Origin of the sequence: Mycobacterium sp. SVM_VP21 (assembly GCA_024758765.1) — a bacterium.
GTDB classification, from domain to species: domain Bacteria; phylum Actinomycetota; class Actinomycetes; order Mycobacteriales; family Mycobacteriaceae; genus Mycobacterium; species Mycobacterium heraklionense_C.
In genome coordinates, this window is sequence record CP101406.1 from 1,254,574 (window position 1) to 1,272,954 (window position 18,381).

Annotated in this window: 13 protein-coding genes and 1 pseudogene; 5 read left to right on the forward strand and 9 right to left on the reverse strand. The window is 70.3% G+C overall.

Translation table 11 applies throughout. The annotated features are described in order from the left end of the window. The first annotated feature begins 443 nt into the window (after nucleotides 1-443). Both NM962_06065 and NM962_06070 read left to right on the forward strand, forming a co-directional pair. Entirely contained in the window at nucleotides 444-830 is a 387-nt protein-coding gene (locus NM962_06065) for a hypothetical protein (GenBank protein ID UVO13657.1), read from the forward strand. A gap of 26 nt (nucleotides 831-856) precedes the next feature. After that, nucleotides 857-1,258 carry a pyridoxamine 5'-phosphate oxidase family protein gene (locus NM962_06070; GenBank protein ID UVO13658.1) on the forward strand — a complete coding sequence of 134 codons (402 nt, stop codon included), beginning with the start codon at nucleotides 857-859 and terminating at the stop codon, nucleotides 1,256-1,258. On the opposite strand, the gene NM962_06075 is transcribed toward NM962_06070, so the two are convergent. The 6 genes from NM962_06075 to NM962_06100 form a co-directional block, all read right to left on the reverse strand. After that, complete coding sequence (locus NM962_06075) at nucleotides 1,239-2,570, reverse strand: bifunctional adenosylcobinamide kinase/adenosylcobinamide-phosphate guanylyltransferase (GenBank protein ID UVO13659.1); 1,332 nt, start codon at nucleotides 2,568-2,570, stop codon at nucleotides 1,239-1,241. The genes NM962_06070 and NM962_06075 overlap by 20 nt on opposite strands. Before the next feature lie 75 nt (nucleotides 2,571-2,645). Next, the gene (locus NM962_06080; GenBank protein ID UVO13660.1) at nucleotides 2,646-3,596 is read right to left on the reverse strand and encodes a hypothetical protein; all 951 of its coding nucleotides are present in this window, start codon (nucleotides 3,594-3,596) and stop codon (nucleotides 2,646-2,648) included. Between the two features lie 150 nt (nucleotides 3,597-3,746). Next, a complete protein-coding gene (gene groL / locus NM962_06085; protein ID UVO13661.1) occupies nucleotides 3,747-5,372 on the reverse strand; it encodes a chaperonin GroEL in 1,626 nt (541 codons plus the stop codon). Between the two features lie 223 nt (nucleotides 5,373-5,595). Next, nucleotides 5,596-6,429: a dienelactone hydrolase family protein gene (locus NM962_06090; GenBank protein UVO13662.1), complete on the reverse strand. Its 834-nt coding sequence runs from the start codon at nucleotides 6,427-6,429 to the stop codon at nucleotides 5,596-5,598. A gap of 31 nt (nucleotides 6,430-6,460) precedes the next feature. Further along, on the reverse strand, nucleotides 6,461-7,330 hold the full coding sequence (locus tag NM962_06095) for a helix-turn-helix domain-containing protein (protein ID UVO13663.1): 870 nt from the start codon (nucleotides 7,328-7,330) through the stop codon (nucleotides 6,461-6,463). A 9-nt stretch (nucleotides 7,331-7,339) separates the two neighbouring features. Beyond that, the gene (locus tag NM962_06100) at nucleotides 7,340-8,077 is read right to left on the reverse strand and encodes an aminopeptidase P family protein (GenBank protein UVO13664.1); all 738 of its coding nucleotides are present in this window, start codon (nucleotides 8,075-8,077) and stop codon (nucleotides 7,340-7,342) included. A 55-nt stretch (nucleotides 8,078-8,132) separates the two neighbouring features. Between NM962_06100 and NM962_06105 the strand changes: the two genes are divergently transcribed. After that, entirely contained in the window at nucleotides 8,133-9,824 is a 1,692-nt protein-coding gene (locus NM962_06105; GenBank protein UVO13665.1) for a DEAD/DEAH box helicase, read from the forward strand. Between the two features lie 2,751 nt (nucleotides 9,825-12,575). On the opposite strand, the pseudogene NM962_06110 reads toward NM962_06105, so the two are convergent. Together NM962_06110 and NM962_06115 are read right to left on the reverse strand one after the other, a co-directional pair. Continuing rightward, a pseudogene (locus tag NM962_06110) lies at nucleotides 12,576-12,824 on the reverse strand (hypothetical protein). 1,630 nt (nucleotides 12,825-14,454) lie between these two features. Next, on the reverse strand, nucleotides 14,455-15,948 hold the full coding sequence (locus tag NM962_06115) for a PH domain-containing protein (protein UVO13666.1): 1,494 nt from the start codon (nucleotides 15,946-15,948) through the stop codon (nucleotides 14,455-14,457). Nucleotides 15,949-16,121: 173 nt separating this feature from the next. On the opposite strand from NM962_06115, the gene NM962_06120 reads away from it, so the two are divergent. Continuing rightward, complete coding sequence (locus NM962_06120; GenBank protein UVO13667.1) at nucleotides 16,122-16,871, forward strand: helix-turn-helix domain-containing protein; 750 nt, start codon at nucleotides 16,122-16,124, stop codon at nucleotides 16,869-16,871. Further along, nucleotides 16,865-17,689 carry a hypothetical protein gene (locus tag NM962_06125; protein ID UVO13668.1) on the forward strand — a complete coding sequence of 275 codons (825 nt, stop codon included), beginning with the start codon at nucleotides 16,865-16,867 and terminating at the stop codon, nucleotides 17,687-17,689. The genes NM962_06120 and NM962_06125 overlap by 7 nt, the downstream gene beginning before the upstream one ends. 96 nt (nucleotides 17,690-17,785) lie before the next feature. Here the strand turns inward: NM962_06125 and NM962_06130 are convergent, their stop codons facing one another. Next, entirely contained in the window at nucleotides 17,786-18,298 is a 513-nt protein-coding gene (locus tag NM962_06130; GenBank protein ID UVO13669.1) for a PH domain-containing protein, read from the reverse strand. Nucleotides 18,299-18,381: the final 83 nt, after the last annotated feature.

Sequence of the window (18,381 nt, forward strand, 5' to 3'; positions counted from 1 at the left end):
AACGGCGGCAGCGGCGGCGACGGCGGTGCCGGAGGCAACGGCGATAACGGCGGCGACGGCGGCAACGGCGGCCTTGGCTACCCCGGCGGCACCAATGGCGCCGGTAGCGGCAGCGGCGGCGACGGCGGCAGCGGCGGTGACGGCGGCAACGGCCGGCACGGCAGCGGCGGCGACGGCGGCAACGGCGCGAAGGCCGGAAACGGCTTCAGCCGGGGAGTAGCCCTGGTTCACGGCGGCCACGGCGGCGACGGCGGCAGCGGCGGCAATGGGACCGCAGACGACGGAACCATTGTTAGCGGGGCGGCCGGCACCCCCGGCGTTGCCGGTGGGGCCCCCGCCAACCTCTATTCCCCGGGTGGGGCCGGCGGCCCCGGCGGGGCGGGTGGGGTCCCGACCCCGTAGCGCGTTACCGGTCTCCGCGGACGGCCCTTACCCTCGATTCCATGGCCAAGTCCGTCGACCTCGCCCGCCTGGGCGAGCTGTTGCCCGGTTACCCGTTCGCATTCCTGGTGACCGTCGGCGACGACTACCGGGTGCGCACCACCGCGATCACCCCGACCTTCGACGGCACCCGGGTGGATGTCGGCCCGGTCGGCATGCACGGCCGGCAGAACATGTCGGCGCGCGCCGGCGTCACCCTGATCTGGCCGTCGTGCGACGTCGGCGAGTACTCACTGTTGGTCGACGGCCAAGCCGAGCTTCCCGAGGACCCGACCGCCCCGGTGCTGGTGACACCGACCAAGGCCCTGCTGCACCGGCCGGTGTTCGAGGCCGGAACCCAGCAGGCGGTCGGCACCGCCCATGACTGCGTGCAACTCAAGGCAGATTGACAGTCGGCGGGTTTAGGCTCGAATCCATGAGTTCTGCCGTGGATTTCGAGCGACTCGCAGAGAAGCTGGCGGGCCACGACTACGCCTATCTGATCACCGTCGACACCGAGAATCGCCCGCATCCGGTACCGGTGATGCCGGTGCTTGACGGCGACACCGTGCGCATCGACGCACTCGGCGGCCGACGCAGCCGGGCGAATCTGGCCCGCAGCAGCGACGTCACGGTGATGTGGCCGCCGCCGGCGCCGGGCGGCTACACCGTCATCGTCGACGGCACCGCTCAGGTCTCCGATGCCGGTGAGCTGGCCAGCGTGACGATCTCCCCCACGCGCGCGGTGCTGATCCGGGTCGCCACGCCCGAATCACCGGGCGAAACCCCTTGCTACAGCGACTGTGTGGACCTGAAGCTCACTGCGCAGGAAGCGTAATCGGCCGGCCGGCCACCATCAGCACCACCTCGTCGGACTCGGCGGCCATCCGCGTATTGAGCACCCCGAGCAGGTCGCGGAACAACCGCCCCGACGCGGTGGGCGGGACTACCCCGCTACCTACTTCGTTGCTCACTGCCACCGCCGGTACCGGGCAGGCGCGCCAGGCCGACACCAGCTCGTCGATATCGGTGTGCACGCCGTCCAGTGCGCCACCGTCCCACACTCGGTGCAGGTCCATCCGGGCGGTGAGCCAGGTGCCCAAACAGTCCAGCAGCACAGGGGTTTCGGCGGATCGCAGCGCATCGGCGACGTCGATGGTCTCGACGGTGCGCCAGGAGGCCGGTCGCCGCATCCGGTGCAGCCGTATCCGCTCGGCCCATTCGGGATCGCCCTCCCGCACCCCGCCGGTGGCCAGGTAGGTCACCGCCGGCGCATCGGCCAGCAACGCCTCGGCGTGCGCGGACTTGCCCGAGCGCGCCCCGCCGAGCACCAGGGTGCGGGTCGGCGCTGCACCAGTTGCACCCACCCACACCACCTCACCATCACATCCCGGTCGAGCACCTGAATCGGACAGTACCGCAGTCAATTCCGACCCAGGGGGATTGTGGTGGCTCAGGTGTATCGCGACGACGTCGGTGCGGGCCGTGACGGCACCGGAGTCGCTCAGCCGCGCCACCGTTGCCGCGAACGCCGGCAGGTCATGATGCTCGGTGCCGTGCTCGGTGTAGTTGCCGAAGGTCTCCTCCAGAAACACCGCGTCATAGTCGGCACCGGCCACCGCGGCGTGCGTCTCCTCGGGCAACGGCCCGGTGTCGGTGGCCCAGAAGATCCGCCCACCAACCGATTCCAGGTCGTAGAGCACCGCGTCACCACCGATATCGGCACCGTGCGCGGCAGCCAGTACTCGCAGCCGGTAGTCACCCAGGCGCACATCGTCGCCAGGCGATGCCTCGACGAACCGCACCGGATCGTCGGGCCCCACCCAATGCCGGCACTGCGCCAGTGCACTCGGCGGGCCGACCACATCCAAGGGCTCGCCGGTCCCGGTCCAGTGCCGCATCAGCAGCGCTGCGGGCCCGACGTGGTCGGGGTGGCCGTGGGTGAACAGGATGTGCCGGACGCCGGCCAATGATCGTCCGAACCGCACTGCGGCGCGCGGCGCCTCCGGCCCGCAATCTAGCAGAAGCACGTCGTCGACCAGCGCGGCGGTCTGACCCCGAACCTCGGTCACCGTACAGCAGGATTCGCACCGGCAGAACGGATTCGGCCAGCCGTCGGCACTGCCGCTGCCCAGCAGCAGGATCTCCATGCACCCATCTTCGTTGACTCTGTGTCCACGGCGCACACCACTCGCACTTTTGCGCCGTGGACGCAGAGTCAACCCCTAGGAGGACAGCCCGAGATCCAGCGCGCTGAACAGGCCGGCGTCGGACAGGTCGGTCAGGGGCGCCGGCGTCGTCAAGTCGGCGACATCGGTTGGCGCGAACCACGACGCGAACGGGGACAGATCGAAGTTCCCGAAAATCGTCTGGACCTCATCCACCGCGGGGCCGTTGACCGGGTCGTAGTACAGGTTCACCACGTTAAATAGGCCGTAGACCAAGGCGTGCTGGTCGAAGACATCTCCGGACTTGTCGACGAACTCGACGTCGGTCGGCGACGTGACGTACAGGGTCCCGGTCAGTGTCGTCGCGGCCGCGCCCGTACCTCCCGAGTAGGCAGCCGGGGCGGACCACACCAGCGAAGAATCCGGGGCCTGTAGCGCCGTGATGGTGGCATGGTCCGTCAGCCCACCGAACCAAGCGCCACGCGCCGCGTCGGACAGGCCGATCGCATCCCCGATGCGGTAGATGGCACCGTCGGCGACCACGATGTTGTTGCCCACGGTCTCCGCTGTCCCCGTGGGAAAGTCCGGTACCGCCCACGACGGCGCAGAGGCCAGGTCGAAGCTGCCGAACGGGGTCTTCATCACGTCGACGGCGGTGCCGTTCCCAGCCGGGTCATAGTAGAGATTGGTGAAGCCCGGGAACAGCTGGTTCTGGTCGTAGGTGGCCCCGTCGCTGGTGACGAACTCGTTGTTAAGCCCGCCGATTGTGGGCGTGAGGTAGTCGGTCCCGGTCAACACCGTGCCGGTGCCGGAGGTGAAACTCGCGGGCAGCTGCCACGCCGGGGACCACCCTTCCTGGCCCAAAGCAGGCAGCACTGCGAACAGTTGGGCGTCGTTGACGTCATAGTCCGGCGTCCAGGTGCCGCCGGTGGCGCCGGCCACCCCCGAACCTGCGAACGCGGCCGCGGCGGCTCCGCCGACCACGATCCCCCATGCGATGTGCTTCATCGAGCCCTCTCGGTCATGATTCGGCTTCGCAACGTAGTTCTTTTTCACAATTGGAATCAAGATTGTTCGCTGGGGGATCGCTGTCAGCGTTGTGCGCTCAACGAAAAAGCCCGGCCCCCAAAGGGACCGGGCTCTTTCGCGCAACCAGACTTAGAAGTCCATGCCGCCCATGCCACCGGTCGGGTCGCCCGCGGGTGCGGCCGCCTTCTCCGGCTTGTCGGCGACAACGGCCTCGGTGGTCAGGAACAGTGCCGCGATGGACGCCGCGTTCTGCAGCGCCGAGCGGGTCACCTTCACCGGGTCGGCGACGCCGGCCTTGAGCAGGTCCTCGTACTCGCCGGAGGCAGCGTTGAGGCCGGTGCCCGAGGCGGAGTTGGTGACCTTCTCGGCGACAACGCCGGGCTCCAGGCCCGCGTTGAAGGCGATCTGCTTCAGCGGAGCCGACAGCGCGACACGCACGATGTTGGCACCGGTGGCCTCGTCACCCTCGAGCTTGAGCTCGTCGAGCGACGGAGCGGCCTGCAGCAGAGCCACGCCACCACCGGCGACGATGCCCTCCTCCACGGCGGCCTTGGCGTTGCGCACCGCGTCCTCGATGCGGTGCTTGCGCTCCTTGAGCTCCACCTCGGTGGCCGCCCCGGCCTTGATCACCGCAACACCGCCGGCCAGCTTGGCCAGGCGCTCCTGCAGCTTCTCGCGGTCGTAGTCGGAGTCGCTGTTCTCGATCTCGGCGCGGATCTGGGCCACCCGGCCGGCGATGGCGTCGGAGTCGCCCGAGCCCTCGACGATGGTGGTCTCATCCTTGGTGATGACGACCTTGCGGGCGGTGCCCAGCAGGGCGACGTCGGCGCTCTCCAACGACAGGCCGACCTCTTCGCTGATGACCTGGCCACCGGTGAGGATCGCCATGTCCTGCAGCATCGCCTTGCGACGGTCACCGAAGCCCGGGGCCTTGACGGCAACGGACTTGAAGGTGCCACGGATCTTGTTGACCACCAGGGTGCTCAGGGCCTCGCCCTCGACGTCCTCGGCGATGATCAGCAACGGCTTGCCGGACTGAATGACCTTCTCCAGCAAGGGCAGCAGGTCCTTGACCGTCGAGATCTTCGAGCTGACCAGCAGGATGTAGGGGTCCTCCAGGACGGCTTCCTGACGCTCGGCGTCGGTGACGAAGTAGCCCGAGATGTAGCCCTTGTCGAAGCGCATGCCCTCGGTGAGCTCCAGCTGCAGGCCGAAGGTGTTGGACTCCTCGACGGTGATGACACCCTCGTTGCCGACCTTGTCCATGGCCTCGGCGATCAGGTCACCGATGGTCTGGTCGCCCGCGGAGATACCGGCGGTCGCCGCGATCTGCTCCTTGGTCTCGACCTCTTTGGCCGTTGCGAGGAGACCTTCCGTGATCTTTTCTACGGCCTTCTCGATGCCGCGCTTCAGGCCCAGCGGGTTGGCGCCGGCGGCCACGTTGCGCAGGCCTTCCTTGACCAGGGCCTGGGCCAGCACGGTGGCGGTGGTGGTGCCGTCACCCGCGACGTCGTCGGTCTTCTTGGCGACCTCTTTGACCAGCTCGGCGCCGATCTTCTCGTAGGGGTCCTCCAGCTCGATCTCCTTGGCGATGGACACACCATCGTTGGTGATCGTGGGGGCGCCCCACTTCTTCTCCAGGACGACGTTGCGGCCCTTGGGGCCCAGCGTCACCTTGACCGCGTCGGCGAGGGCGTTCAGGCCCCGCTCGAGGCCGCGACGGGCCTCTTCGTCATACGCAATTTGCTTAGCCATTGCGAAGTGATTCCTCCGGTTAGGGGGTGCACGTCTTGTTGGTCGGGTGCAGTGCCCGCGACGGACGGCTGTGGGTGTGCTCCGCAGGTGCGGCCCCTGCCTCACCGTCCCGACCTAGCACTCACTGGTCGCGAGTGCCAACGTCATTTTTAGCACTCGCCCATGCCGAGTGCAAGGTCAGTTCGGCCGGCGGCGTCGCGCCGCGACCGCACCGTGCTCCTCGTCAACTCCCAGGCTGATGACCGGCGACGAGCCGGCTACCCAGGAAGTCCAATACCTGGTGCAGCGCGGTATGGGTCGGCTCACCGGGCCGGTCGATGAGGTGCTCGGTCAGAACGGAATGCGGACTTAGGACGGCATCCGGGTTGGCGGCGGCGTCATCGAGTTCGATCGCGATGAACGCCTCACCGAGCTGGTCGCGCAGAAAATCGAATCGCTGCGCCGGCGAGCGCCGATCACCGCAGAACCGCAGCCCCATCACCGACAGTCCGTCCGCGCAACGCTGCTTGATCCGGTCCAGGTCGGCCGGTGCGACGTCGATGGAGTACTTCTGTCGGGCCGTGAACGCCAGCGGCAGCCCCGGCTGAGACAACACCGGTGCGATCAACCGGTCGTCGACCGCCATCGCCAATGCGAATCCGCCGGTGAAGCACATCCCGACCGCACCGACTCCCGGCCCGCCGCAGCGTTGGTGCTCGTGCTCGGCCAACGCCCGCAACCAGCGCACCACCGGGGACGTGCGGCCGCTCGCAAGCACCACGAACTCCCGGCTGACACAGACCGGCCCGAACTGGCCGGCAATGTTCGCCAGCGCGGCGACGAGGCCGTGCGCGGCGGGACTCGGGTCGCGCCCCGGATTGCCGTACAGATGCGGCACCACCGCGGTGCACCCCCGGCTCGCGACCCGCCGGGCGAAGTCGAACACCATCGGCGATATGCCGGGAAACTCGGCCATCACGATCACGGCGGGGCCGGAACCCTGGCGGAACACGGCGCGGGTCTTGCCGTCATGGGTGAACGTGTCGCGCTGGAAGTCGATGAGATCGTCGTCGGTCATGTCACACGCCCTTCTCGAGGATGGACTGTCACTATCGACCGGGCGGGCCCGCACGGTATTGGAAGAATGTTCCCCAGGCCCGTTGACGGCGCTTCGCGACCGCGCTCAGCGTCTCGCCGGCCACCGCTCCCGGCGTGACGCCCGCGAAGCTCGCCACGTCCCGACTCAGATGAGCCTGGTCGGTATAGCCACAGGACACGGCGACGTCCGCGGCGGGGCGGCCTGCTACCAGGCCTTCGACCGCGTGCCGGAATCGGACCAGCATCGCGGCACGCTTGGGCGTCAGACCGATCTGAGCCCCGAACCTCGCCCACAGCCTCTTGCGGCTCCAGCCAGATGATTCGGCCAGCTCGCCAACCGTGACCTGCCCCCGGCAGCCGACGATCCGATTCCAGCTGGCGACCACTTCCGGGTCCGGCGGCCGCGACGATTCGGCGCGCTGCACCAGAAACGATCTGGCCAGCGCAAACCGCTGTTCCCACGTCGGGGTGTCGGCGATTCGCTCGCGCAGCCGGCGGCCCCGCCGTCCCCACAAGTCGTCCAACCCGACAACGGCGCGGCCCAGATCCCCGGGCCCGACACCCAGCAACGAATAGGCCTGTACCGGCGACAACCGCACCTCGATGCACGCGGCCCGCTCAGCGCGGATCCGCATCGTCTCGCTGCCCAGCCCGCAGACGAAGCCGTTCAGTGCCTGCCGACCGGTCGTACTGTCGACCAGCAAGTCGTTCTCGCCGAAACCGATCAGCGCGGTGACGGCCGGCAGCCCGACAACCCGCATGTCCAGGCCGGCGGCATCGTAATTGCGGTACCCGATCATCGCGGCACCGCCCAGCGGCGCCAGTCCGGACGGAGATGCGAAATCCCACCCGCCGCCGGGGAAACGGTCGAGGCCGATCACCCGTTCAGGCTAACCGGCCCGGCCGCATTCCGGCTGGTCGTCGAGGTCGAGTAGCTGCTCGTAGAAACCGCCGAACCCGCGGGCCCGGTTCACCAGGTGCACTTCCAGGATCCAGTGACAGACCCTGCCGGTGGGATCCGTGCGGCGCATCGGCTCGTCGGATCCGGGCGCGACGTAGAACCGGGCGTCGTCACCGGAGATCTTCTTGTGCGGAAACTCTCCGAGCAGGTGCCCGGCGATGGGAGCACCGAATTCGAAGCCCGCGTCCTGAGCTAGGCCGACGACGTGGTCGTACAGCTGCGCGCCGGTGATGTCGGCGTGCGCCTCGAAGAAGGCGCGCCCCGCGCTCCACACCCCGGGCAGCGCGTCGCGCAGCGCCAGCTTGTCGGGGTCTGCATCAACACCGCCGAGCACGAAGGTGCGACCGAAGTCGGCCTCCCACTCTTCGAAGATCGGCCCCAGGTCGAGGTAGGCGATGTCGTCGTCGGCCATCACGCGGTCGGGAGGGTCGGCGTGAAACGGCAGCAGGCTGTTCTCCCCGGCCCGCACCACCCGCCGATGCCAGTGCCGCGTCACCCCGAACATGTCGGCGGCCAGGTCCCGGATCTCATCGGAGAGCTGCCGCTCGCCGACTCCGGGGCGGACCATGCCGCGCCGCTCGATCTCGTCGAACAGTGCAACGGCCTTGGCCTGCGCGTCGCGAAGCCGCTCGACACGGACGGATTCCGGCTCGCGCGGGGTGGACACGCCAGCGATCCTATCGGCTTGCCCTAGACTGCATCTCGATCAGATAGGAGACCGGGTGCGGGCTGAAGCAGCGCCCAGCACCCGGGCTTTGCGGGGCTGGCAACGCCGGGCTCTGGTGCGCTATCTGACCGCCAAGCCGCGAGATTTCCTGATGGTGGCCACCCCCGGCGCCGGTAAGACGACGTTCGCGCTGCGCATCGTCGCCGAGCTGCTGGCCGACCGCACCGTCGAGCGGATCACGATCGTGGTGCCCACCGAACACCTCAAGGTGCAGTGGGCCACCGCCGCTGCCTCGCACGGCATCGCGCTGGACCCCCGGTTTTCCAACTCCGACTCGCAGACCAGCTCGGAGTACCACGGCGTCGTGGTCACCTACGCGCAGGTCGCCAGCCATCCCAGTCGGCACCGGGTGCGCACCGAGGCCGCGAAAACCCTGGTGATCTTCGACGAGATCCACCACGGCGGCGACGCCAAGAGCTGGGGCGACGGCATCCGGGAGGCATTCGACGACGCCACCCGGCGGCTGGCGCTGACCGGGACCCCGTTCCGCAGCGACGACAGCCCCATTCCCTTCGTCAACTACGAGCCCGACGGCGCCGGCCACCTGCGCTCGGTGGCCGACGACAGCTACGGCTACACCGACGCGCTAGCCGACGGTGTGGTGCGCCCGGTGGTGTTCATGGCCTACTCGGGCGAGGCCCGCTGGCGCGATAGCGCCGGCGAGGAGCACGCGGCCCGACTCGGCGAACCACTGACCGCCGAACACACCGCCCGGGCGTGGCGCACGGCGCTGGACCCGGCCGGGGAATGGATGCCGGCGGTGATCACCGCCGCGGACACTCGGCTGCGCCAGCTGCGCGAGGGCGGCATGGCCGATGCCGGCGGCATGATCATCGCCACCGACCAGAAGGCCGCCCGCGCCTACGCGGTGCTGCTGAAACGGCACACCGGCGAGGAACCCACCGTGGTGCTCTCCGACGATCCCAGCGCGTCGGACAAGATCGCACAGTTCTCGGCGGACACCAGCAGGTGGCTGGTGGCGGTGCGGATGGTCTCCGAGGGCGTCGACGTGCCCCGGCTGGCGGTCGGGGTCTACGCCACCAGTGCCTCCACCCCGTTGTTCTTCGCGCAGGCAATCGGCCGGTTCGTGCGGTCACGACGGCCCGGCGAGACCGCCAGCATCTTCTTGCCGTCGGTACCGTCGCTGCTGGGCCTGGCCAGCGAGATGGAAGAGCAGCGCAATCATGTGCTGGGCAAGCCGCACCGGGAGTCCGAACGCGACGAGTTCGACGAGGCGCAGCGCCGCCGCGACGAGCCCTCCGAGCTCGAGAACGGCTTCGAATCCCTGGGCGCGGACGCCGAGCTCGACCAGGTGATCTTCGACGGCGCCTCGTTCGGCACCGCCGCCCCGGCCGGCAGCGACGAAGAGGCCGACTACCTGGGTATCCCCGGGTTGCTCGACGCCAGCCAGATGCGTGACCTGCTGCGGCAGCGCCAGGAAGAGCAGCTGGACCGCCGGTCCAAAGTGGCCGCCGCTGGTGGGGTTCCGGCGCCGGTTACCACGCACGGTCAATTGCGAGCACTGCGTCACGAGCTCAACGCGCTGGTGTCGGCGGCCCACCATCGTCTGGGCAAGCCGCACGGCTGGATTCACAACGAGCTGCGCCGGCGTTGCGGCGGCCCCCCGGTGGCGGCGGCGACGTCGGATCAGCTGCGGGCGCGCATCGTGGCGATCCGGGAGCTGTAGGGCCCAGCGGGCTCGATTCCGCACCCGGCTCCTCCCCCGCCCGCCGAGCGTGCGGTTCAGTCGGTTCGGCGGCGGCGCTTTCACGCGGTATTACCAACCAATTCGCACTGTCGAGCAAGTGGTATCCCACAATCCGCGAGCTGCCCAATGCAAGGGAAAACCCTGTAGAGGATCGATCCGGACTCCGCTTGGCTTGTACTCAGAAGATTCCGGGTATTTCACGAGGATCGGGGTGGGTTCCATGAGCGCTGGCCGTTCGAATCGGGGGCGTGGACGTCGTCGGATGATCGGCGCGTCGGCAACGCTGGGGGCATTTCTGGCGTTCGGGATGGCGCCGCTGACCACCGGTGCGCCGGTGGCCCGCGCCGATTTTCTCGATGACCTCTTCGACCCGACCGCGTGGACGTGGCTGGATGCGCCGGCCTGGACTCCCCCGGCCGAGACCTTATCGTTCGATGCCCTGCCGGCGCCGGAGACCGACTGGATGGCCGATCTGCATGCGCAGGTCGAGGCGCTGATCGCCGATCCCGCCAACACCTGGTGGCTGGATCTGCTCAACGAACCCTCAGTGTGGCTGTTCGGCCGGGATCTGATCGGCAACGGCATCGACGAATTCGACGGGGCCAACACTTCACTGTTCGGCTCGACCGGATGGTTCGGTGATCTCGGTGATGGCGGCTTCTGGTTCGGCGACGGCGGCCTCGGTGTCAGCGGGGGCACCGGCGGGATGGCCGGCATGTTCGGCAACGGCGGCGACGGTGGCACCGGCTTAGACGCCGTGGACAACGCCGGCGTCGCCGGTAACGGTGGAACCGGCGGTGCCGGTGGCTGGCTATTCGGCGATGGCGGTGCCGGTGGCGCGGGTGGGGCCGGGATGACCGGCGGTGATGGTGGAAGTGGCCAGGCCGCCGGGGACTCCGGTGTGGGCGGGCTGGCCGGTGGCGCCGGCGGCAATGGCGGCGCCGGGGGCCGAGCCAGCTGGTTCTGGGGTGTCGGCGGCGCGGGCGGCGCCGGTGGTTCCGGCGGCGCGGGCGGTAACGGTGGCGACGGCGTCACAGGGGCGGACGGCTCGTTTGTCACCGGCTCCGGGGACGGTCAAGCCGGCGGCAACGGCGGCGACGGTGGTTCCGGTGGCGCCGGCGGCACCGGTGGTGCTGGCGGTGGCCGAGGCCTGTTCGGTGGGGTCGGGCTCCAGGGTGTCGGCGGAACTGGTGGCCTCGGCGGTGGCGGCGGTACACCCGGCGATGGCGGTTCTGGCGCGGCAGGTACCGCTGCGAATCCCGATGGCGGTGACGGCGGCAATGGAGGCAACAGCGGCACCGGCGGGACAGGTGGTCTCGGCGGCGCGGGTTCGACCCATGGCACCGATGGAGGCGCGGGCAGTAGCCCAGCCGGCGTGATGGGCAACGGCGGTGACGGCGGACGCGGCTACGACGCGGCCAACGACGCCAACGCGGCACCCGGTGCCTCCGGGGGCAACGGAGGCACCGGCGGTGACGGCGGCAGCCGGGGCAACGGCGGCAACGGCGGGGCCGGCGGCAGTGGTGTCGATGCCCTCAGTGGTGCCGGTGGCAGTGGTGGTCTGGGCGGCAACGGCGGGGCCGGCGGCAGCATCTCCGGGGACGGCGGCGATGGCGGCGCCGGCGGCGCCGGCGGCGACGGAGCCAACGGCGGTATCGGTGGTGACGGCGCCAACGGTGTGGCCGGGGTCAACAACGGCCGCGGCCAGGACGGTGGCAGCGTAGCCGGCGGCACCGGCGGTAACGGCGGCAACGGCGGCAACGGCGGTGCGACGACGACCGGGCACGTCGGTGTCAACGGTGACGGCGGCGACGGCGGTCACGGTGGTGACGCCGGAACACCGGGCAGCGGCGGCAACGGCGCCGCGGGGCAGTGGGGCAAAGCCGGTTCCGGCGGGGTCGACGGGGCCGGTGGTGACGGCGGTGATGCCGGTAGCGCCGCGGCCGGTGGTGGCGGTACCGCGGGTCTGCACGGCACCGGCGGCACCGGTGGCACCGACGGCACGGCCGGAACCGTCGGCAACACCAGCACCGCCACCGGAGTACGCGGCGGCAACGGCGGCAACGGCGCCTCGGGAGGTGACGGTCATCCCCAGGCCGGCAATGGTGGCAACGGCGGCGCCGGTGGTATCGGTACCGGCGGAAACGGCGGTCATGGCGGCGACGTGCAGATCACTGACAGCGCGTCGACGCAGGACATCGTCGGCGGCGACGGCGGGGTTGGTGGAGGCGGTGCGGCCGGCGGCGGAAACGGCGGCGACGGCGGCCACGCGATCACCGCCGGGACCGGCAAGGCCGCCGCCGGTGACGGCGCGGCCGGCGGCGACAGCACCACCGGAAAAGGCGGCGACGGCGGCAACGGCAGCTACGCGCACGTCGTCAACGTCGCGTCGACCCAGGACGCCCTCGGCGGCCAGGCCGGGACTGCCGGTACCGGCGCTTCCGGCGGCGGCAACGGCGGCGACGGTGGCGACGCGTACACCGTCGGGACCGGCAGGGCCATCGCCGCCGACGGGGCGGCCGGCGCCGACGGCGGCACCGGAACCGGCGGCAACGGCGGCAACGGCGGCAGCGCGGTCGTCAACAACGTCGCGTCGACACAGGACGCCCTCGGCGGCCAGGCCGGAGCCGCCGGTAACGGCGCGGCCGGCGGAGGCAACGGCGGAAGCGGCGGCAGCGCGGCCACCGCCGGGTCCGGCAAGGCCATCGCCGCCGACGGGGCGGCCGGCGCCGACGGCGGCACCGGAACAGGCGGCAACGGCGGCAACGGCGGCGCTGCGAATATCGCCAACAACACGTCGGCCCGAGACTCCCTCGGCGGTAACGGCGGGGCCGGCGCCAGCGGCGCGACCGGCGGCGGCAACGGCGGAAACGGCGGCGCCGCGTACACCGCCGGGATCGGCAAGGCCACCGGCGGCGACGGGGGTGCCGGTGCCGGCGGCGGCGCGGGCATCGGCGGCAACGGCGGCAACGGCGGCAACGCGACCGTCAACAACGTCGCGTCGACCCAAGACGCCCTCGGCGGCCACGCCGGAGCCGGCGGTAACGGCGCGGCCGGCGGAGGCAACGGCGGAAGCGGCGGCAGCGCAGCCACCCACGGGACCGGCAAGGCCATCGCCGCTGACGGGGCCGCCGGCGCCGACGGCGGCACCGGAACCGGCGGCAACGGCGGCAACGGCGGCACCGCGAACATCAACAACAACACGTCGACCCAAGACTCCCTCGGCGGTAACGGCGGGGCCGGCGCCAGCGGCGCGACCGGCGGCGGCAACGGCGGCAACGGCGGCACCGCGTACAACTACGGAAGCGGCAAGGCCATCGCCGGCGACGGGGCCGCCGGCGCCGACGGCGGCACCGGAACCGGCGGCAACGGCGGCAACGGCGGCACCGCGAACATCAACAACAACACGTCGACCCAAGACGCCCTCGGCGGACAAGCCGGAACCGCCGGTAGTGGTGCCGCCGGCGGAGGCAACGGCGGCAACGGCGGCAGCGCAGCCACCCACGGGACCGGCAAGGCCATCGCCGCTGACGGGGCCGCCGGCGCCGACGGCGGCACCGGAACCGGCGGCAACGGCGGCAACGGCGGCGGCGCGTCCGTCTACAACAACGCGTCGACCCAAGACGCAGTCGGCGGCCAGGCCGGAGCCGCCGGTAGCGGTGCGACCGGAGGCAACGGCGGCTACGGCGGCAATGCGTACACGCAAGGGACCGGGAAAGCCGTCGGCGGCGACGGGACGGCCGGCGCACACGGAAGTGCCGGTGTCGGCGGTAACGGCGGCAGCGGCGGCTACGCGTACACCGACAGCGCCGCATCGCCGCAGGACGCCCTCGGCGGCAACGCCGGAGCCGGCGGCAGCGGTACTACCGGCGGCGGCAACGGCGGCAACGGCGGCAACGCGACCGCCGGCGGGACCGGCAGGGCCGTCGGCGGCGATGGGGCGGCCGGCGCCGACGGCGGTGACGGTGGCGGCGGCAACGGCGGCAACGGCGGCAGCGCGTACATCGACAACAGCGCGTCGACCCAAGACGCCCTCGGCGGCCACGCCGGAGCCGGCGGCAGCGGTGCCGGTGGCGGCGGCAACGGAGGCAGCGGCGGCACCGCGACCACCTACGGGACCGGTAAGGCGATCGCTGCCGATGGGGCGGCCGGCGGTGACGGCGGGGCCGGTGTGGGCGGCAACGGCGGCAACGGCGGGTTCGCGGAAATCTACAGTGCGTCGACGTGGGACGCTCTCGGCGGCCACGGCGGAGCCGGTGCCAGTGGCGCGGCCGGCGGCGGCAACGGCGGCAGCGGCGGCTACGCGTACACCACCGGGACGGGCAAGGCCATCGGCGGCGACGGTGGTACCGGGGCCGACAGCAGTACCGGGCAAGGCGGCGACGGCGGCGGCGGCGGCCAGGCAGTCATCTCCAACACCACGTCGACCCAAGACGCGGTCGGAGGCGACGGCGGAGCAGGCGGTGACGGCGCGACTGCCGGCGGCGCCGGAGGTGGCGGCGGCAACGCACTCACCTACGGGATCGGCAACGCCGTCCCCGGCAACCCTGGCCCCGACGGCACGCCCTAACCGCGCAGCGAGCCGCGCCGGCCGCGGTCTATCGACCGGTCAGCCGTGTCGCGCCCACGCGCTGTGCGCCACCCACGGTGAGGCCCGCGCGGCCACCGACCACGCCCAGGACTCCGGCACGTCGATCACCCGGTAGGCCTTGACCCCGGCGGCGGTGGCCGCGATCAGCGTGGCCACCCCGGCGCGACGCTGGAACCAGCTCTGGCGCACCGTCCAGCCGATGATGCCGTCGGTGGAGATGGCATAGCGGCGCTGCTCCCAGCTGCCGGTGCGGGCGGTGAGCCACCGGGCGTCGACGCGGTGTCCCAGGGCGCGTGCCCGGTCGGCGGCCAGCACGGCGGCGCCAGCCGTCAGCGCCGCCCACACCGGCCAGCCCCACACCGGCGCCGCGCCCACAGCCCCCGTGATAGCCAGCCCGGCCCCGAAAGCCATCGGCAGCAGCATCGCCCGGGTCCAGCGCCGGCGCGTCGCCGCCGGACCGTGCCGGCGCAGCGGCCCGGAAACCACCACCGGGTCGGCCACCAGCCCGGTCAGCACGCCCTCGGCGGTGGCTTTCGGGCACGGCGGCAACAGGATCGAGGACTCCCCTTCGCCGTTGACCCCGGTCATCGCCGCGTCCAGCCGCGCCCCGCCGAACAGCCGCACCAGCAGCGGACGCCGCAGTGTTCCACCGCGCAGCCGGCGCATGTCGTAGTTGTGTTCGCGCACCCGCAGCAACCCGTAGCTCAACGCCAGCACGTCACCGGCCTGCCCGGAACTGCGCGACAACACCAGGTTTCCGTAGGTCAGCAGCGATCTCAGCACTGCCAGCAGCACCGCGGCCACCAGCAGCACCGCGACCATCACCGCCACGCTCTGCTGCCTGCCCAACCGCTGCGCGGCATCCAGCCACGCCCGGCTCATCGGCGAATCCTGCAGCGCCGCCCAGGCCCCGCTCTGCAGCAACGCGCCGCCGGCCGCCCCGATCGTGAGCAGCCCGGACAAGCTCAACGGGCTGTAGCGCAACCAGGACGGCCGCCATCTTGCCAGCACCTTCGGCTTGACCGATTGGGCCGGCGCGCGGGCAGGCTGGCCGGTATGCGCCAGAAGGATCTTTCGCAGCTGTGGAACCTGGCTGCTCTCAACGGCATTGAGTTCGAACGCCCCGTCACCTGCGGCGTGCTGGCCGGTGCTGACCCGCAGCACCGTCAGGCCCAGTAGCCGGTGCAACAATCGAGCGTCAGTCTCCACCGAACGAATCCTGTTGCGCGGCACCGAAAGAAGGTTTCGGCGCAGCAGCCCGGAGCGCAGCTGCACCCGGCCGTTCTCCGGATCGGGTTCGATGCGATAGGTGGTGGTGAACCAGCGCGTCACGCCCACCACGGCGATCACCCACACCATGACCACCAACCAGACCCGGTTGTCGGTGGCCGAACCGAACACCACCACGGCGATCAGCAACGGCAGCTCCCGCAGCGCCTCGTGCAGCGGATGCACCAGCAGCATCCGGGGGCTGAGACGTCGCCACTGGTCAGCGCGGTTCTTGTCGGTCATTCGCCCCCTCCGTGCCCCACCCCTAGAAATTCGCGGTTGGGGCTCCGCGCCCCGCTTGGAACCGTAGCCGCAAATATTGCCCGACGCCTGGGCGAGGCGGCACGGCTGCGTTACGGGTGCGACCGTTGTGCAATCTATCCACAAACGGATGCACCTAATGCTAGTATCCGTATATGGAACGCTTGTCCGACGTCGTGCGTGAATGGATATCTGAAACGGGCCTCAGCCCGAATCAGGTGTCACGCCGGGCGGGCATCTCCCAGTCGACCATGTCCCGTGTCCTCGCCGGCCGCGTCGACCCGACAGCTGGCACGCTCACCGAGATCGCACTGGCCTGCGGCTTCGAACTCGACTTCGCGGCACGACCGAGTAGCAGCCTCGACGCAGCGAGAGCCGTACGAGCGATGTTCGAAGCCGGTTACCCCGAAGACGACGATGAGGTGCTGACGCAGTGGCAGAAACGCCTGATCCGCTTCGCGGCCTCATCCGACCCAGTGTCGCTGCTGCGCACCGCTGCACAGTACGCATCTCCGCTTCTGCACTCTGACGTCGTGCTGTTCACTGGCGATATCAGCATGGGTCACGTCGCCTCTGCCGGAGATGCGACCCGAGGACAGTGGGCGGTCTCTGGAGCGGCAGGCCTGACCCTTCCGGCCCCGCGCGAGAGCGCTCCCGCGACGACCATTCTGTGGACAGAAGATCCACGACGCGCAGCGCAGTTGCTCACCGACAGCCCCCTGGAACGGACCACGCGCCGCAAACGCGCCACCGTCGCCGTCCTGCACGCGAACTCCGCACTATTTGTCAACACCTTCACAGTCGGGATCGTCACGTACGCGGCACCGATGCAGCTCATGCTGGACTGCATCGCCCAGGGAGGAGCCGTCGCGCAGGCGGCACTGGAGGAAGTCGAGGGATGGTGACGAACTGGGCGCCCAGCGGTGACCGGTACTCCAAGCGGCGACACCGCGGAGTAGAAGTGGTCCAGTCCAGGCGCGAATCCGTAGAGCAACATCAGGAAACAGGGATCACCTGGGACACCTTCGACGTATCCCGCATCCCCACATCGACCACCGAACGCTCACGCCACCGGTTTCGTGCGCAGTTGCCGGACCTGATCTGGAATACCGCAGCGTTGGAAGGCAACAACTTCACCCTCCCGGAAGTGCGCACGCTGCTGGAAAACGTGACTGTAGGCGGCCATCGGACCGCAGACGCGGAGCAGATCCTGGCGTTGAGCGAGGCGTACAACCGACTCGACGAACTGGTCGGTTCCGGGCAGTTCGCACTCACCAAGGCCATCAGCGACGAGTTGCACGGCTTGGTCGCTGCGCGCGAGGCCATCGAGTCTGGGCACTTCCGCGGCGAAGGCCGTGTCACCGGCGGAGGCACCGTCAACCTGTCCAACGGCGGCGCCGTGGAAGGGACACCGCACGGTGCGGGCGGTAGCGCCCTGCGCGAACACTTCGAGGACCTGATCACCTACCTCGACGGTGTCAGCGACGCACGTGAGCGGGCGCTGCTCTATTTCGCCTCGGCGACGCGGCGGCAGTTCTACTTCGACGGGAACAAGCGCACAGCCCGGCTGATGATGACGGGTGAGCTGATGTCCAACGGCTATGACCTCATCTCGATTCCGTTCGCACGACGCCTGGAACTCAACGACGAGCTGGACGCCCTGTTCTCTACCGACGAAGCGACGGGACTGCTGCGTTTCCTCGCCACTTGCACGGTCAGATAACCTCGACGACGTCAGCGCCGCGTACAGCTGGGCACTGATCGGCTCAGCCCTGGGTACCAGCGGCGAAGCCGCTGCCAGGCGCCGGCTCGGCGGTGCTCACGTAGCGTCCTCGGCACCCAAGGCCGCGATGTCGGTCAACTGCGCCACGATCCGGTCGGCGACGGCGGCATCCAACGCCACGATGTGCACCGCGCCCGCCGACGACGCAGTGGTGACCCGCACATTGGCCAACCCCAGCAGCCGGTCCAGCGGTCCCCGATAGGTGTCGACGGTCTGCACCCGCGAGATCGGCGCGATCCGGCGCTCCTGCACCAACCACCCGGTGCGGGTGTAGACCGCCTGGTCACTGACGTCCCAGCGGTGCACCCGGTAGCGCCACAGCGGCGCGATCACCGCCGACACCAACAGGCCCAATGCGGTGACCGCGAGAGCGGCGCCGTGCAACCAGGCCAGCCGCTCGTCGGCGACCACCCAACCCAGCTGCAACAGCGCCAGAAACAGCCAGGGCACCGCACCGACCAGCGCCCAGACCAAGGGCGCGCGGGAGCTGGGCTTATTGGTGGGGTCGACCAGGCTGATCGCCGGGGACCCGTCTGCATGCTGCGCCATGTAGGAGAGGATGTCAGGACGCAGGCCCCGCCGCACCGTCGACCGCACGACCGGCGAAAAACCAACCGGCGCACGATGCGTCA

Coding starts and splice junctions, on each gene's coding strand:
- NM962_06065 (UVO13657.1), top strand. CDS start 444: ATGGCCAAGTCCGTCGACCTCGCCCGCCTGGGCGAGCTGTTGCCCGGT.
- NM962_06070 (UVO13658.1), top strand. CDS start 857: ATGAGTTCTGCCGTGGATTTCGAGCGACTCGCAGAGAAGCTGGCGGGC.
- NM962_06075 (UVO13659.1), bottom strand. CDS start 2,570: ATGGAGATCCTGCTGCTGGGCAGCGGCAGTGCCGACGGCTGGCCGAAT.
- NM962_06080 (UVO13660.1), bottom strand. CDS start 3,596: ATGAAGCACATCGCATGGGGGATCGTGGTCGGCGGAGCCGCCGCGGCC.
- groL (UVO13661.1), bottom strand. CDS start 5,372: ATGGCTAAGCAAATTGCGTATGACGAAGAGGCCCGTCGCGGCCTCGAG.
- NM962_06090 (UVO13662.1), bottom strand. CDS start 6,429: ATGACCGACGACGATCTCATCGACTTCCAGCGCGACACGTTCACCCAT.
- NM962_06115 (UVO13666.1), bottom strand. CDS start 15,948: ATGACCGACAAGAACCGCGCTGACCAGTGGCGACGTCTCAGCCCCCGG.
- NM962_06120 (UVO13667.1), top strand. CDS start 16,122: ATGGAACGCTTGTCCGACGTCGTGCGTGAATGGATATCTGAAACGGGC.
- NM962_06125 (UVO13668.1), top strand. CDS start 16,865: ATGGTGACGAACTGGGCGCCCAGCGGTGACCGGTACTCCAAGCGGCGA.
- NM962_06130 (UVO13669.1), bottom strand. CDS start 18,298: ATGGCGCAGCATGCAGACGGGTCCCCGGCGATCAGCCTGGTCGACCCC.